This is a genomic window from Proteiniclasticum sp. C24MP (assembly GCF_043951855.1).
Taxonomy (GTDB): domain Bacteria; phylum Bacillota; class Clostridia; order Clostridiales; family Clostridiaceae; genus Proteiniclasticum.
Window position 1 is genome coordinate 1 of sequence record NZ_JBINJW010000037.1, and the last position, 15,773, is coordinate 15,773.

Annotated in this window: 13 protein-coding genes; 12 read left to right on the plus strand and 1 reads right to left on the minus strand. The window is 47.0% G+C overall.

The annotated features are described in order from the left end of the window. Nucleotides 1–239: 239 nt before the first annotated feature. The 4 genes from rplM to ACHAL6_RS14810 all read left to right on the plus strand — a co-directional run bounded on the left by rplM (nucleotide 240) and on the right by ACHAL6_RS14810 (nucleotide 4,846). Nucleotides 240–674, plus strand: a complete 435-nt coding sequence (gene rplM, locus ACHAL6_RS14795; protein WP_395271433.1) for a 50S ribosomal protein L13 — start codon at nucleotides 240–242, stop codon at nucleotides 672–674. 19 nt (nucleotides 675–693) lie between these two features. Further along, the gene (rpsI, locus tag ACHAL6_RS14800) at nucleotides 694–1,086 is read left to right on the plus strand and encodes a 30S ribosomal protein S9 (protein ID WP_207599270.1); all 393 of its coding nucleotides are present in this window, start codon (nucleotides 694–696) and stop codon (nucleotides 1,084–1,086) included. Between the two features lie 383 nt (nucleotides 1,087–1,469). Continuing rightward, nucleotides 1,470–3,065: a Na/Pi cotransporter family protein gene (locus ACHAL6_RS14805; protein ID WP_395271444.1), complete on the plus strand. Its 1,596-nt coding sequence runs from the start codon at nucleotides 1,470–1,472 to the stop codon at nucleotides 3,063–3,065. A gap of 179 nt (nucleotides 3,066–3,244) precedes the next feature. Next, nucleotides 3,245–4,846, plus strand: a complete 1,602-nt coding sequence (locus tag ACHAL6_RS14810) for a Na/Pi cotransporter family protein (protein WP_395271434.1) — start codon at nucleotides 3,245–3,247, stop codon at nucleotides 4,844–4,846. Nucleotides 4,847–4,911: 65 nt separating this feature from the next. Here the strand turns inward: ACHAL6_RS14810 and ACHAL6_RS14815 are convergent, their stop codons facing one another. After that, complete coding sequence (locus tag ACHAL6_RS14815) at nucleotides 4,912–5,871, minus strand: P1 family peptidase (RefSeq protein ID WP_395271435.1); 960 nt, start codon at nucleotides 5,869–5,871, stop codon at nucleotides 4,912–4,914. A gap of 560 nt (nucleotides 5,872–6,431) precedes the next feature. On the opposite strand from ACHAL6_RS14815, the gene glmS reads away from it, so the two are divergent. From glmS to ACHAL6_RS14855, 8 genes are all read left to right on the plus strand, one after another. Then, nucleotides 6,432–6,863: a methylaspartate mutase subunit S gene (gene glmS, locus ACHAL6_RS14820; RefSeq protein WP_395271436.1), complete on the plus strand. Its 432-nt coding sequence runs from the start codon at nucleotides 6,432–6,434 to the stop codon at nucleotides 6,861–6,863. Between the two features lie 2 nt (nucleotides 6,864–6,865). Continuing rightward, complete coding sequence (gene glmL / locus ACHAL6_RS14825; RefSeq protein WP_395271437.1) at nucleotides 6,866–8,257, plus strand: methylaspartate mutase accessory protein GlmL; 1,392 nt, start codon at nucleotides 6,866–6,868, stop codon at nucleotides 8,255–8,257. 9 nt (nucleotides 8,258–8,266) lie between these two features. Continuing rightward, nucleotides 8,267–9,727, plus strand: coding sequence for a methylaspartate mutase subunit E (locus ACHAL6_RS14830; protein ID WP_395271438.1), 1,461 nt, complete (start codon nucleotides 8,267–8,269; stop codon nucleotides 9,725–9,727). Further along, nucleotides 9,727–10,974: a methylaspartate ammonia-lyase gene (locus ACHAL6_RS14835; protein WP_395271439.1), complete on the plus strand. Its 1,248-nt coding sequence runs from the start codon at nucleotides 9,727–9,729 to the stop codon at nucleotides 10,972–10,974. The genes ACHAL6_RS14830 and ACHAL6_RS14835 overlap by 1 nt, the downstream gene beginning before the upstream one ends. A gap of 100 nt (nucleotides 10,975–11,074) precedes the next feature. Beyond that, nucleotides 11,075–11,917, plus strand: coding sequence for a fumarate hydratase (locus tag ACHAL6_RS14840; protein ID WP_395271440.1), 843 nt, complete (start codon nucleotides 11,075–11,077; stop codon nucleotides 11,915–11,917). Beyond that, a complete protein-coding gene (locus ACHAL6_RS14845) occupies nucleotides 11,917–12,483 on the plus strand; it encodes a Fe-S-containing hydro-lyase (RefSeq protein ID WP_395271441.1) in 567 nt (188 codons plus the stop codon). Before ACHAL6_RS14840 ends, ACHAL6_RS14845 begins: the two co-directional genes overlap by 1 nt. Nucleotides 12,484–12,648: 165 nt before the next feature. After that, nucleotides 12,649–15,012, plus strand: a complete 2,364-nt coding sequence (locus ACHAL6_RS14850) for a DEAD/DEAH box helicase family protein (protein WP_395271442.1) — start codon at nucleotides 12,649–12,651, stop codon at nucleotides 15,010–15,012. 4 nt (nucleotides 15,013–15,016) lie between these two features. After that, nucleotides 15,017–15,613: a class I SAM-dependent DNA methyltransferase gene (locus tag ACHAL6_RS14855; RefSeq protein WP_395271443.1), complete on the plus strand. Its 597-nt coding sequence runs from the start codon at nucleotides 15,017–15,019 to the stop codon at nucleotides 15,611–15,613. Nucleotides 15,614–15,773 lie beyond the last annotated feature (160 nt).

Consider the following 15,773-nt stretch of genomic DNA (forward strand, 5'->3'; position numbering starts at 1 on the left):
ATTTTGTATTTGTTTGCAAATCATGCAAATTACCCTTTTATTCCGATGAGAAATCATGTATAATAGGTAGGTATCAGAAAAGGATACTAAATATTATTGACTTCTAGTGGTGGTTGTTCTATAATATTTATGTTTGTAAATTACTTGTGTTGATCCACTAGCCCCGGGTCACGCAATGGAGAAAACCTAAGAAAGAATAGTAATAGGAACCCCTATTGTGGAGTTTCGGGAGGAAAGAGATGAAATCATATCAAGCAAAAACAGGAGCATATCAGCCAAAATGGTATGTTGTAGATGCAGCCGGCAAGCCTCTCGGTAGAGTAGCCAGCCAGGTAGCACTAATTTTAAGAGGAAAGAACAAGCCTGAGTTTACACCAAACGTAGATTTAGGAGATTTCGTTATCATCATCAACGCAGAGCAGGTTGTCCTTACAGGAAAGAAACTGGATCAGAAAATGATGAGAAGACATTCAAATTACCCAGGTGGACTTAAGGAAACTCCTTACAGAGAAGTACTCGCTAAGAAGCCTGAACTGGCATTCTCAGAAGCAGTCAGAAGAATGCTTCCAAAGGGTGTTCTAGGAAGAAATCAGGCAAAGAAACTTAAGGTGTACAGAGGAGAAAATCATCCTCACGAAGCTCAGAACCCAGAAGTTCTTGAGCTAAAGTACTAGACGGGAGGAGGAAATAAAAATGGCAAAAGTTCAATACATGGGCACTGGTAGAAGAAAGAAATCAGTTGCAAGAGTAAGACTGGTACCTGGTTCAGGTGAAGTCACAATCAACAAGAGAGACATCAAGGACTACTTTGGTCTTGAAACATTAATGCTAGTTGTTAATCAGCCGCTGGTACTGACAAACACAAAGAACTCCTATGATGTTCTTGTAAATGTACACGGTGGTGGACTTTCAGGACAGGCTGGAGCGATCAGACACGGTATTTCCAGAGCACTTCTTAAAGCTGACGAAACACTCAGAGGCGAACTGAAGAAGGCAGGTTTCTTAACAAGAGACCCAAGAATGAAGGAAAGAAAGAAGTACGGTCTTAAGAAAGCTAGAAAGAGCCCACAGTTCTCAAAGAGATAGTACTCAAAGAACCGATCTATATGCAGATCAGAACCTCCCGGATTTATTCCGGGAGGTTTTTAAATTCAGAGAAACCTCAGGGATGGATAATCACAGAAGAAGCATTTCCGGAGAATTTACACTGGTATAACAGGTTCTGCCGCTGAAAGCGAAACGTGAGAGAATCTCATGAAAATAATGAGAAATTTTCGTTTCAGATTATAAAATGGAATGGTATTCATTCTCTGTTTTTCCAAAGAAATAGTGAGAATGAAACAATTTCAGCAACCGCGTTAATTCTATGTTAAATAACGTAATGATTAGTTAACACAGAAGAGATTTAGCTGTATTATTAGGTTGAAATAAAATGAACTCAATTTGGAGGGACTCTATTGGATATTAATATGATCATAGGACTTTTTGGAGGACTTGGACTGTTTCTTTATGGCATGAAGATGATGGGAGACGGCCTTGAGAATGCAGCTGGTTCTAAACTGAAATTTATTCTGAATAAAGTTACGGCAAATCCCATAAGCTCCGTTCTTGTTGGTACTTTTGTCACGATTCTCATGCAGTCCAGTTCGGCAACCACGGTTATGGTCATCGGGTTCGTAAACTCCGGACTTCTCAATCTGGTGCAGGCTACTGGAATCATCATGGGTGCCAATATCGGAACCACCACCACCGCATTTCTTGTTTCCATGAACATTGATGCGCTGGTACCGATTCTGATTTTCACAGGTTCCATTCTCTTTCTCTTCACCAAAGCGAAAAAGAGAAGAGACCTGGCCAGCATTCTTCTGGGATTTGGTATTCTGATGCTGGGTATGGAGCTCATGAGTGAAGCCATGTATCCGCTGAGAGATTCACAGGTGTTCAAGGATCTTATTCTCTCCATCGGAACCAAATGGTATCTGGGTATTCTCATCGGCCTTGGTATCACCATGCTGGTGCAGTCCAGTTCCGCAACCACAGGACTTCTCGTGGCGCTGACCACCACAGGCAGCATCACCATTCAGGTGGCGTTCCCGCTGATCCTGGGTGCAAACATCGGAACCACCATCACAGCTCTGCTGTCCTCCATTACGGCCAACAAGACAGCGAAGAAAGCGGCGGTGATCCATCTGCTGTTTAATCTCGTTGGTGCGCTCATCTTCCTTCCACTGGGTAAATACCTCATGGAGATTGTCACCTACATGGCACCGGAAAGCATCAAACTTGAAATTTCGCTCATCCACCTGATCTTTAATGTATCCAATACCTTGGTACTGCTTCCATTTGCAGGACTTCTGATTCGGATCGCAGAGAAGGTTGTTGGGCAGGAAGAAGATAAGATATCTGAAATCCTTGACAGAAGACTTCTTCAGACGCCAAGTATCGCGGAAGGACAGGTCATTCTTGAAACCGTGAAGCTTGCACAGCTTGCCCAGGAGAATGTGAAGCTGGCCACGGAAGCCTTCATGAACAATGATCTGAAGCATGTGGACCTTGTCTACAAGAATGAAGACAGAATCAATGAGGTCACCGAAATCATCACAAACTTCCTGGTACAGCTCTCAAGCAGCGATCTCAATGTGAATGAGTTCGGCAGAGTGGGAGATACCTATCATGTGCTCAACGACATCGAAAGAATGGGAGACCATGCTGAAAACATCATGGAACTTGCGCAGGAGAGAGATAGAAAGAATGTGGAGATCTCTGACGAAGCCCGTGAAGAAGTGAGAGCCATCTATGATTACACCAATCATGCCATGGATATCGCCATCGAAAGCTACAAGGAAGACAACAAGGAAAAAGCGCTGTCTATCATTCAGGTGGAAGAGCGGATCGATGCCCTTCAGAAAGAATACAGAGATGCCCATATCAGAAGACTCAATGCGGGCAGATGCAGCGCACTGGCCGGAATTCTGTTCCTGGACCTGATTTCCAATATGGAAAGAATCGGTGACCACGCGAAGAACATCGCGGATACGGTATCAGAAATCAAAGAAAGAGACTAATGAGTCAGATCGCTTCGAATCCTAGGATTCGGAGCGATTTTTAAATTGTAAAGAGATAAAGTCAGATTGCGTTAAATCCAGGTTAAATAAGGTGCATCGACATTACTATTCCTTCTGAATAGGGGTAGAATGAACATGAAATAGTAGTTGTATGGTTTGGAAAAGGGGTTAAGCTGAAGATGGATATGTGGATCGCGCTTCTTGGTGGGCTGGGTTTGTTTCTATATGGTATGAATATGATGGGAGACGGGCTGGAGAATGCTGCCGGGTCCAGGCTGAAGTTCATTCTGGGAAGGCTCACCGACAGCCCTTTAAAGGCTGTGGCTGTGGGGACCTTTGTGACAGCGCTCATCCAGTCCAGTTCCGCCACCACGGTCATGGTGGTGGGCTTTGTGAACTCGGGTCTTCTTAATCTTGTCCAGGCCACAGGCGTCATCATGGGCGCCAATATCGGAACGACCATCACGGTTTTTCTGGTCTCCATTCATATGGATGAAGTGATTCCGGTGTTCCTTTTTGTTGGATCTCTTCTTGTCATCTTTTCCCAGGCGAAGAAAAGAAGGGACGTGGCATCCATCATTCTGGGGTTTGGTGTCATGATGCTTGGAATGAAGCTTATGAGCCAGGCTATGTACCCGCTGAGAGATTCGGAGGTTTTCAGAAACCTTATCATCACTTTGGGTCACAAATGGTATCTGGGTCTTCTCATCGGCATGGGCATCACGACGCTCATCCAGTCCAGTTCCGCTACCACGGCTCTTCTTGTTGCGCTGACCACCACGGGCAGCATCACCATTCAGATCGCATTTCCCTTTGTTCTTGGTGCCAACATCGGTACCACAGTCACAGCGCTCCTTTCTTCCATCACAGCCAACAGGACAGCGAAGAAGGCGGCCATGATTCACCTGCTGTTCAATGTGACAGGAGTCTTGATCCTGCTTCCCTTAGGCGCCATCCTCATACAGGTGGTGTCAGCGCTGGTTCCGGAGAACATCAGATATCAGATTTCCTTCCTCCATCTCTTCTTCAATGTGGCCAGTACATTGATTCTGCTGCCCTTTACAGGCACGCTGATCAGAATGGCCAACGGGATAGTTGGAGAAGACTATGAAATTGAAAATCAGATTCTGGACCGAAGACTTCTTCAGACGCCGAGCATCGCTGAAGGGCAGGTGGTTCTGGAAACGGTGAAGCTGGCCCAACTTGCGAAACTCAATGTGCAGCTGGCCATAGAAGCTTATCTGGATAATGATGTATCGAAATTCGATGAGATCACGGAGAATGAGAAGAAGATCGATGATGTCACCCTCGTCATCACGGATTTTCTGGTGGAGCTGTCCGCCAATGAACAGGCGGTGGAGGAGTTCAAAAGAATTGGACATACCTATCATGTGCTCAACGATATTGAGCGTATCGGAGACCATGCGGAAAACATCCTGGAACTGGCTGTGGAAAGAAACAGAAATGCTGTGGAAATCACAGAAGAAGGAAAAGAAGAGCTGAACATCATCTACGCCCTCACAGATCTGGCACTACATACGGCCATCAGTAGCTATGAGACCAGAGACATAGAACTGGCATGCTCCATCATAGAGACGGAAAGGCAGATTGATTTTCTGCAGAAGGAATACAGAAATATGCATATCAAAAGACTGCAGGCAGAAAAATGCTCCGCCTTATCCAGCATCATTTTTCTGGATGTCATCTCCAATCTGGAAAGAGTGGGAGACCATGCCAAGAACATAGCGGATACCATTGTCGAAGCCTGTGAAAACTGCTGAGGAGTCGGTAAGGGAATAAGAAAGCACAGAATGTTAAATCGACATTCTGTGCTTTTTTGCGTATATTATTCAACGTCTGAGATTTGCTGATTGAAATCGCGATATGCCTTGAGGGTGTCGCAGGTAGCATTTTTCACAGCTACGTGTATGGCTTTTTCCATGACCATGGAAGCAAGGGTGCCAAGAAGATTGAAATCCGTCTGCTCCCTGCCGGAGGCCATGACGAAGATGGTATCTCCGTCCACCATGGTATGTACAGGCCTTATGGCTCTGGCATATCCGTCATGACTCATGGAGGCCAGCTTGTTGGCCTGGCTTTTGGTGAGGACTGCATTGGTGAGAATGCACCCGATGGTCGTGTTTCCTTTAAAAGCGGCTTCCATCCCTTGAATCATGAACTCTTCTGTGCTCAGAATCTGGCTGTCTCGATGAGGCCCTGCGATGGGCTTCTCCCCTTCGTAAATGGTGCCGAAGGCGTTAACGGCGACTACTGCCCCTACTTTCAAATTTCCGATTTGCACAGCGTAGGACCCGATTCCTGATTTCATGGCGCTGTCAGGTCCGAGAATCTTGCCGACAGTTGCTCCTGCACCGGCACCATAGGAGCCATCCCTGTAATTTCTGTCCCGTGCATTCAGGCAGGCTTCATAGCCCATATTCTTATCGGGTCTTCGATTAGGGTCTTTATAGCCAAGATCAAAGAGAACCGCAGCGGGCACTATGGGTACCTTGGCAAAGCCTGTGTCAAACCCGATGTCCCTTTCTTCCAGATACGCCATGACGCCGGAGGCGGCGTCCAGACCGAAGGCGCTGCCGCCGGACAGGAGCAGAGCGTGGATCTTCTCGATCATCTCTTCCGAGCGGATGAGATCTGTTTCCCTGGTGCCAGGAGCACCTCCTCTGACAGCGACACCTGGTGTAGCACCTTCTTCTGACAGAATGACGCTGCAGCCGGTTCCTTTGTTCTTGTCTTCCTTGTTTCCGAGAAAAAATTCCTGGATTTCATTTATACCTATACGATTCATGAGTCTCCTCCTTCTTCCATATATTTATTGAGACTTTACCTGCTGTATTAAGTTCATGATAGCATAGAGTGAAGTGGATTCGTATCATTTGATGGAGAAGTGTGTTAAGACTTTATTAAGAACTCAGTGGGAGTGAAAAATATTTTTTAAAAATTATTGTGAATTTTTATGCATAACAATGGAATATAATCGAATAATTATAACATGGACTCTGCATAAGTTGGCGGTTTGAGTTGCAGAATGATAACGTTTAATGCAAGATTTCCATCATTAAGAACATAAAATGAAAGTTCTCATCGGCAAAGATTCATATGGAGCAGGAGTGGAATTCTGATGGCTTCCGATTGGATGTATGATTATGGAATCCTTGTGTTTTCAAGGGTTTTCGGATTTTCTGAAGGGGTTGATTCCTGAAAAAGTTGTGCTATTATTAGGGTATAGAAGGGATGAAAGAAGCGGAATTCTTGCAGGAAACGTATGCAGGATGAAAGCGGAAATCGTTTTAACCGACTACATGGAAATTATAATAATCATTCACTTATAAGGAGTGTACAAAACACATGAGTAAAAAAACTATCGTTCTAGGCGTCATAGGTGCTGACTGTCATGCAGTAGGAAACAAGATCCTGGATTATTCACTGACTGAAGCAGGATATAATGTGGTCAATATTGGTGTTCTTTCTCCACAGGAAGATTTCATCAACGCAGCCATTGAAACCAATGCAGAAGTGATCATGGTATCTTCTCTTTACGGACACGGCGAAATTGACTGCAGAGGCATGAGAGAAAAATGCGACGAAGCAGGTCTTGAAGGCATCAAACTGTATGTCGGCGGGAACATCGTTGTAGGAAAACAGGATTTCAGTGAAGTGAAAAAGAGATTCATCCAGATGGGATTCGACAGGGTTTATCCACCCGGAACATCTGTAGAGACAGCATTAAACGATCTTCAGGAAGACCTGGGTTTACTTGAGGCGGCAATTGGAGCATAAGAATGATGGAAGCATTTCTATTTATTGATTTTGGGAGCACGTATACAAAACTGACAGCAGTAAGTGCAGAGGAAGATGTTATTCTTGCTACAGCAAAATCATATACAACAGTGGAAACAGACGTAATGGATGGTTACAGAAAGGCCTATGAGGACCTTGTGACCAGACTGGATAATGGAATAGAATTCACAAAAAAACTCGCCTGCTCATCTGCTGCAGGCGGGTTAAAAATTGTGGCCATAGGACTGGTTCCGGAACTCACCATGGAGGCGGCCAAAAGAGCGGCACTAGGTGCCGGAGCGAGGGTCACCGATGTCTTCAGCTTCAAGATGAACAAAAGTGAAGTGAAGAAGATCAGAGAGTCCAGAGCGGATATGATCCTCCTTGCAGGAGGAACCAATGGTGGAAACACCGATGTGATTCTGCATAATGCAAGGATGCTCAGAGACGGGGAAATCAAAGTGCCCATCGTGGTTGCCGGAAACAAGAGTGCAAATGATGAGATCATCGACATCTTTGAGGGACACATGAACTATCATATTACGGAAAACGTCATGCCGAGCCTCAACAACATCAACGTGGAGCCGGCAAGAGAAACCATCCGTACGATTTTCATGGAGAACATCGTGAAGGCCAGAGGCATGTCCCATGTGAAGGAATTCATCAGCGGCATTCTCATGCCGACACCGGCTGCGGTTCTGAAAGCGGCTGAAGTGCTCAGCGAAGGCACCAGGGATGAAGACGGGATAGGGGATCTCGCCGTCATCGACATCGGGGGCGCCACGACGGATGTGCATACCATCTGTGAGGGGGCACCCAGTAAGCCCTCCGTCATCTTAAGAGGACTGGAGGAGCCCGTAGCCAAGAGGACGGTGGAAGGGGATCTCGGGATGCGATATTCTGCGCTGTCTCTGTATGCGGCCGCAGGAAAAAGATACCTGAGAAGACACCAGCTAAAGAACCTGTCGGACATCGATGTGGGGAAGGAATTTGACTATCGAAGCCGGCATACGGATTTTGTACCGACAAAGGAGGAAGACATCGCCTTTGACGAGGTCATGGCGAAAATCTGCGTGGACATCTCTATGAAAAGACATGCAGGGACTGTGACCCAGGTCTACTCCCCCTTGGGAATGATGTATTCCCAGGAAGGAAAGGATCTCATGGAGCTTCCCTACCTGGTGGGGACCGGGGGCGTCATTGTCAATTCCAAGAATCCAAAGGATATCCTGAAAGCGGGACTTTTCCATGAAGAGGACCTGGAATCTTTGAAGCCAAGACATCCGAAGTATCTTCTGGATGAAAAGTATGTCCTGTCCGCCTTAGGCCTACTGGCCATGGTGGATGAAGAAAAAGCGTTAAGAATGCTCAAGAAATATATTGTGGAATGTTAGGAGAATAAAATGGACTTAAAAAACAAAAAACTCACCGAAGACGAATTTTTTGGAATCAGAAAAGAGGTGCTCACCCACTGGCCTACAGGCAGTGAAGTGGATCTTCAGGAAGCAGTGGAGTATCTGAAGAAAGTGCCCGATGAAAAGAACTTTGCCAAGAAGCTCAGGAAGGCCAAAGAGGAAGGGGTAACACTTGCTCAGCCTAGAGCGGGTGTTGCACTCATCAGCGAGCACATCAAGCTTCTCAACTATCTGGAAGACGAAGGCGGAGCGGATCTTCTTCCATCCACCATCGACTCCTATACCAGACAGAACAGGTACAATGAATGTCAGATCGGTATAGATGAATCTCTGAAAGCGGGACGTTCTCTATTGAACGGATTCCCTGCGGTGAATCATGGCGTCAAGGGATGCAGAGAAGTCTATGAGTCCATCAAGAATCCCATTCAGGCAAGACACGGCACACCAGATGCCCGTCTTTTAAGTGAAATCATCACCGCCTCCGGCTGGACATCCAATGAAGGAGGCGGAATCAGCTATAACATTCCTTACGCCAAGAGCGTATCCATGGAGAAGACCATCAGAGACTGGCAGTACTGCGACAGACTCACAGGATGGTATGAAGAGCAGGGCATCGAGCTGAACCGTGAACCTTTCGGTCCCCTGACTGGAACCCTCGTTCCACCCTCCATCTCCAACACAGTGGCCATTCTGGAAGCGCTTCTTGCAGCAGAGCAGGGCGTGAAGAATGTCACAGTGGGTTATGGACAGTGCGGGAACATGGTACAGGACATTGCAGCCATCCGTGCACTGGAGGAGCAGACAGAAGAATACCTGAAGCGTTTCGGATACAGCGATGTCTTCGTCACCACGGTATTCCATCAGTGGATGGGCGGATTCCCTGCAGATGAAGCCAAGGCGTTCGGTGTCATTTCCGTGGGTGCTGCTACAGCAGCCATGGCCGGTGCCACCAAGGTCATCGTGAAGACTCCCCATGAAGCCATCGGTATTCCTACTATGGAAGCCAATGCCCAGGGCATCAGGGACACCATCATGACGCTGAATATGCTCAAAGGACAGAGGATGCCTATGAGTCCGGAGCTTCAGACAGAGATCAACATCATCAAGGCCGAGACCAGATGCATGCTGGAAAGTGTCTATGAAGTGGGAAAAGGAGACTTTGCCCGTGGAACGGTGGAAGCCTTCAAGCTTGGCATCGTGGACATTCCCTTCGCACCATCCAAGTACAATGCAGGCAAGATGATGCCGGCCAGAGACAATTCAGGTGCCGTGAGATACCTGATGACGGGGAACATCCCCTTCACCAAGGACATCATCGATTTCAACAAGGCGAAGCTTGTGGAAAGAGGACAGTTCGAAAAAAGAGATGTGACATTCCAGATGACTGTAGACGATATTTTTGCTGTGGGTAAAGGAAACCTCATCGGCAGACCGGAGGAAAAGAAATAATGAAAATTGTAGATATAGTGTGTTCAGAAGGTAGAACAGGGTTTTATTTCGACGACCAGCGTGCCATTGTCAATGGTGCAGGTCATGACGGATTCATGTATGTGGGAGAGCCGGAGACGGAAGGATTTGATGCCATCCGTCTGCCAGGAGAAAGCATCTCCGTCATGCTGATTCTGGAAAACGGAGAAATCGCTCATGGAGACTGCGCTGCCGTGCAGTACTCCGGTGCAGGCGGAAGAGACCCTCTTTTCATCGCCAAGGACTTCATTCCTGTCATAGAAGATGTGGCAAGAAAGCATCTCATCGGAAAGGATGCATCCACCTTCAAGCATCTGGCAGAAGAGATCGACAGCCTGGTCTATGAAAACAGAAGACTGCATACCGCTATCCGGTATGGCGTTACCCAGGCTCTTCTGGATGCCGCAGCGAAATCCAACCGCATGACCATGGCGGAAGTGGTGAAGAAGGAATACGGAACAGGCGTTACGCTTCAGCGTGTGCCGATCTTCGCACAGAGCGGAGACGACAGATACACCAATGTGGACAAGATGATCATCAAGGGCACCGATGTGATGCCTCATGCGCTGATCAACAACGTCAAAGAAAAGCTGGGCGAAAACGGAGAGATCCTTCTGAATTACGTCAAGTGGATGAGAGACCGTGTGCTTCAGTACAGAAGCGAGGAATCCTATGATCCGATCTTCCACATCGATGTCTATGGCACCATCGGAAGAATCTTCAATCAGGACCTTGAAAAGATGGCGGATTATCTGAAGACGCTGGAGGAAGCGGCGAAGCCTTTCCTTCTCAGAATCGAAGGACCGATGGATGTGGGCGAAAGAACGAAGCAGATGGAAGCCCTGAGAGACCTGACCAAGATGCTGGATGACCGTGACATCAAGGTGGAGCTGGTTGCGGATGAATGGTGCAACACCTTCGATGATGTGGTGTATTTTGCTGACAATAAGGCAGGACACATGATTCAGGTGAAGACACCGGACCTTGGCGGCGTGAACAATTCCATCAAGGCCATCCTCTACTGCAAGGATAAGGGTGTGGGGGCATATCTGGGCGGCACATGCAACGAAACCAACAGAAGTGCAGAGGTCTGCACCAACATCGGAATCGCCTGCGGTGCGAAGCAGGTCCTGGCAAAACCAGGCATGGGCTTTGACGAAGGATTCATGATCGTCAACAATGAAATGAACAGAGTGCTGGCTCTGGCAAAGAGAAGACAGGAAAACTAAGAAATAGATTTAGATGCCGCACATGCTGGACTTTGTCCGGAAAATGGCGGCATTTCCTGTATAATAGGTAGTAATGAAAGAAGAAAAGGTGGAAGTTATTATGAAGAGCATAGACGCAAAGCGCGTAACCGAAGAAGTGAAGAAACTCGTCATGGATGCGAACTTTTTCCTCCCGGATGATGTCATGGCATCCTTGAAGGAGCAGAAGAAGAAAGAGAAGTGGATCCTTGCCACCAACACGCTCGGTATGATCATCGAGAATGCCGAGATCGCTGAAAGAGACATGGCGCCCATGTGCCAGGATACGGGCATGGTGGTGGTCTTTGTGGAGATCGGGCAGGAGGTCCATATCGAAAATGGACTTCTGGAGGAGGCTATCAATCAGGGAATCCGTGAAGGCTACGAAGAGGGCTTTCTTCGAAAATCCGTGGTGGCGGATCCTTTAAACAGAAAGAACACCGGTGATAACACGCCTGGGGTCATCCACTACAGCCTGGTGGCTGGCGATCAGCTGAAGATCATGGTGGCGCCTAAGGGATTCGGTTCCGAGAACATGTCCCGGCTGAAGATGCTGAAACCCTCTGAAGGGGTGGAAGGCGTGAAGGAGTTCATTCTGGAGACGGTGGAGCTGGCCGGTCCCAATGCCTGTCCCCCCATGGTTGTGGGTGTAGGTGTCGGTGGAACCTTCGACAAGTCCACGCTTCTTGCGAAGAAGGCGCTTATGAGAAGACTGGAAGAGTACAATGAGAATCCTTACTATGCGGACATGGAAAAGGAGCTGCTGGAAAAAATCAATGCCATGGGCATCGGACCCCAGGGCTTCGGAGGAGAGACCACCGCACTAAAAGTGGCCATCGAGTATTATCCCACCCATATCGCTGGTCTTCCCGTGGCTGTGAACATCAACTGCCATGCCACAAGACATAAGGAGGTTGTTCTATAATGGAAGTGAGACTTACGACACCTTTAAGAAAAGAAGATGTGGAAAACCTGAGACCTGGAGACAATGTGCTCATTTCAGGGACCATCTACGCGGCCAGGGATGCGGCCCATAAAAAGCTCATGGAAAGACTGGACCGTGGGGAAGAGCTGCCCTTTGACATCCAGGGCGCTGTGATCTACTATGTGGGACCGACGCCTACAAGAGAAGGAGAAGTCATCGGTTCGGCAGGACCTACCACAAGCCTTCGCATGGATGCCTATACACCGAGGCTCCTGAATCTGGGGCTCATGGGCATGATCGGCAAAGGAAAGAGAAACGATGAAGTGAAGAAGAAGATGACGGAGCATGGCGCAGTGTATTTCGCTGCCATCGGTGGTGCGGGTGCCCTCATCAAGAAGAGGATCCTTTCTCAGGAGACCATCGCCTATGAGGAGCTGGGACCGGAAGCCATCCGAAAGCTGGAAGTGAAGGATTTCCCGGTGACGGTGATCATCGACAGCAAGGGAAAAGATCTCTATGAGATCGGCAGGGATGAATATCTCAACTGGAAGAGAGAAGAAAGATAATAGATGTATCACGAGAAGTCTGTCGCTTTTGACAGGCTTCTTTTCGTGGATCCGATCATAGAGAGAATATATTTAAAATCCCATCTTCCTACAGAGAGAAATATGCTAGAATATTCATAAGATATGATGATTGTCACTGAATCACGGGAGAATAAGGGAGAGAACATGAAAAGCAGAGTATATACAGGGAGAAACGAAGATCTGATTGAGTCTCTGAATGAGGATATGAGATGCGCGGATACGATTAAGATCATCGTATCCTTCATCATGGAATCCGGTGTGAAGCTCATAGAAGAAAGTCTTCTGACTGCGCTGAATAGGGGAGCCCGGGTAGAGATTCTTACAGGAACCTACCTTGGGATCACAGAGCCCTCTGCGCTCTACAGACTGAAGAATCTGCTTCAGGATAGAGGGGAAATCAGAATCTACAACGGGAAGAATTCCTTTCATCCCAAAGGCTATTTCATCGACGGGGAGATGGGAAGGCGCGTCTATGTGGGTTCATCCAATATCTCACGGATGGGACTTATCATGGGTCTGGAATGGAACTACATCATTGATGCGCAGTATGATGAGGAATCAGTGGACAGGTTTGAATCTTCCTTTGATGCCCTGTTTGAGAAGGAATCCTCTGAAATGGATATGGATTTTCTCAGAAGCTATTCTGCCGGCTGGAAGAAAACCGCATACATCAGAGAAGCGGAGTTCGATGAAAACGCGGATGCAGAGGAGATTTCCCGGATTGAACCAAGAGGGATTCAGAGTGAAGCCCTTTATGAGCTGGACTTAGCAAGAAAAGAAGGGATAGAGAGAGGACTTGTGGCAGCGGCCACAGGATCTGGCAAAACCTATATCAGTGCCTTTGACTCGAAACAGTTCGGCGCTTCGAAAGTTCTTTTCATCGCCCATCGGGAAGAGATTCTCAAGCAGGCCATGGAGAGTTTCAGAAATGTTCATACGGATAGAAGTATGGCACTCTTCAATGGTCAGTGGAAGAATCCGGATGCGGATTTCATTTTTGCCAGTGTGCAGACTCTTTCCAGGGCAGAGTATCTGAAATCCCCGTATTTCCTGCCTGATCAGTTCGACTATATGATTGTGGATGAATTTCACCATGCCGCTGCGGACAGCTACAGAAAAGTCCTTGATTACTTCAGTCCCAGGTTTCTTCTTGGTCTTACAGCGACTCCCTATAGAATGGATAATCAGGATATTCTTGCCCTATGCGAGAACAATATGATCTATGAACTGAGCCTGCCCTCTGCCATCAACAGGGATGTTCTATGCCCCTATCGCTACCTAGGCGTCTATGATCTGGTGGATTACAGTCAGGTGAAATCTGTGAACGGGAAATATGCTGTTGAGGATCTGGAGAAAGCCTACAGACTCCACGAGAGATCCGAGGAAGTGTATAATAAGTACAAGGATTATGGAGGAGCACATACCATCGGCTTCTGCGCTTCCATCGGGCATGCAGAAGAAATGGCTTCTTTCTTCAGAAGCAAAGGAGTCCTTGCAGAGGCGGTGCACAGCAATATGGAAAGCCACCAGTCAGACCGAGCACTTCTTGTGGAAAAGTTCAGAGAGAAAAAGATTCATGTGCTTTTCGCCGTGGATATCTTCAATGAGGGTGTGGATATTCCGGAAATCGATACGGTGATGTTTCTCAGACCGACAGAATCCTATGTGGTGTTTCTTCAGCAGCTGGGCAGAGGACTGAGAAAATATGAGGACAAGAAAAGGCTTACGGTCATTGACTTCATCGGGAACTACAAAAGGGCGCATTACAAACCGCTTCTTCTCGCGGGGAAGAATCCCATGCTGAGTGAGAAGAGAGTGGTTCATCCGGAGGATCTGGATTATCCGGTAGGGTGCCAGGTGACCTTTGATCTTCGGGTCATCGATCTGTTCAAGGAAATGAAGAAAAGAGATCCGCTTACTGAGAGACTTAGAGATGAGTTCTATAGATTGAAAGCCGAGCTGGGCAGAAGACCCACCAGGACCGATCTATTCACAGGTTCTGATATGGACCATAAAGAGTTCATGAGAGAGGGTTATCTGAGATATCTTTCTTCCATCGGAGAGCTCAATGAAGTGGAAGAAAGCTGGATAGGTACAGAGGTAGAAGGGTTTCTTCGAAAAGTGGAAAAAACCTCCATGTCCAGGTCCTATAAGATTCCCGTTCTGCTTGCACTGACTGAAAATGATGGCGCAGTGTCCTATGAGGAGCTGGGTGATTATTTCATGAGATTTTACACATCCAATCCAAGACGAGGGCTGGATCTTGAAATGAACAGAGGAAATGAGAACTGGAGAACATGGTCACAGAAAGACTATCTGAAAAAAGCCTTAGAGATGCCTGTGCGCTTTCTCACCAAAAAACTCCTGATTCACGATAGGGAAATTAAGTGTCTTCTGTTTAATGATCGTATACAGGAAAGCTTGAGTGAGGATATGATATCGCACATGTACGATATACTTGAAATGCTGGAAGAGCGCTATTTTGCGAGAAGTTTTTTAAAGAGGTAGAAAGATGAGCGACAAGCAGACAATCAATTATTATGACAAGCATTCAGAAGACTTTGTGGAAGGGACACTCAATGCGGATATGAGTGCGCACTATGAGAAGTTCCTTGCCTGCATCCCTGAAGGAGGGACCATCATCGATGCAGGATGCGGATCGGGCAGAGATGTGTTGTATTTCAAAGAGAAGGGATACAAGGTTCTGGCTTTCGATTATTCCGAGAAGATGGTGGAGATTGCTGAAAAGCATTCGGGTGTTCCAGTTTACCACTGTGATTTCCTGGAGTTTGAACCATCGGAGAAAGTCCATGGCATCTGGGCCTGTGCCTCACTGCTTCATGTTGAAGAAAGTAAGCAGAGAGCGGTTCTACTTCGGTATAAGGGTTTTCTCCATGATGACGGCGTTTTCTTCATGTCCTTCAAGTACGGACAAGGAAGCTATGAGAAAAACGGCAGAAGGTTCTTCTGTCATACACTGGAATCTCTGGAAGAAATGATTCTGGAAGCGGGTGACTATGAGATACTTCATCTCTACACCACAGAGGATGTGAGAAAGGACCGGAAAGATGAGATGTGGTCTACCGCAATAATCCGGCTGAAGCGCTAATGGAGAAAGCACTGAAACATTTTCTTCCTATATAGATAGAAGACACCTTGATTAAGGTCGGATTGTTCGGTAAACTATTCATAAGAAGAATTATTTTGTATGCACTGAAATCACCGGGGGGAAGATTTGGTTTCCTTTGGTGATTTCTTTTTTTCTAAAT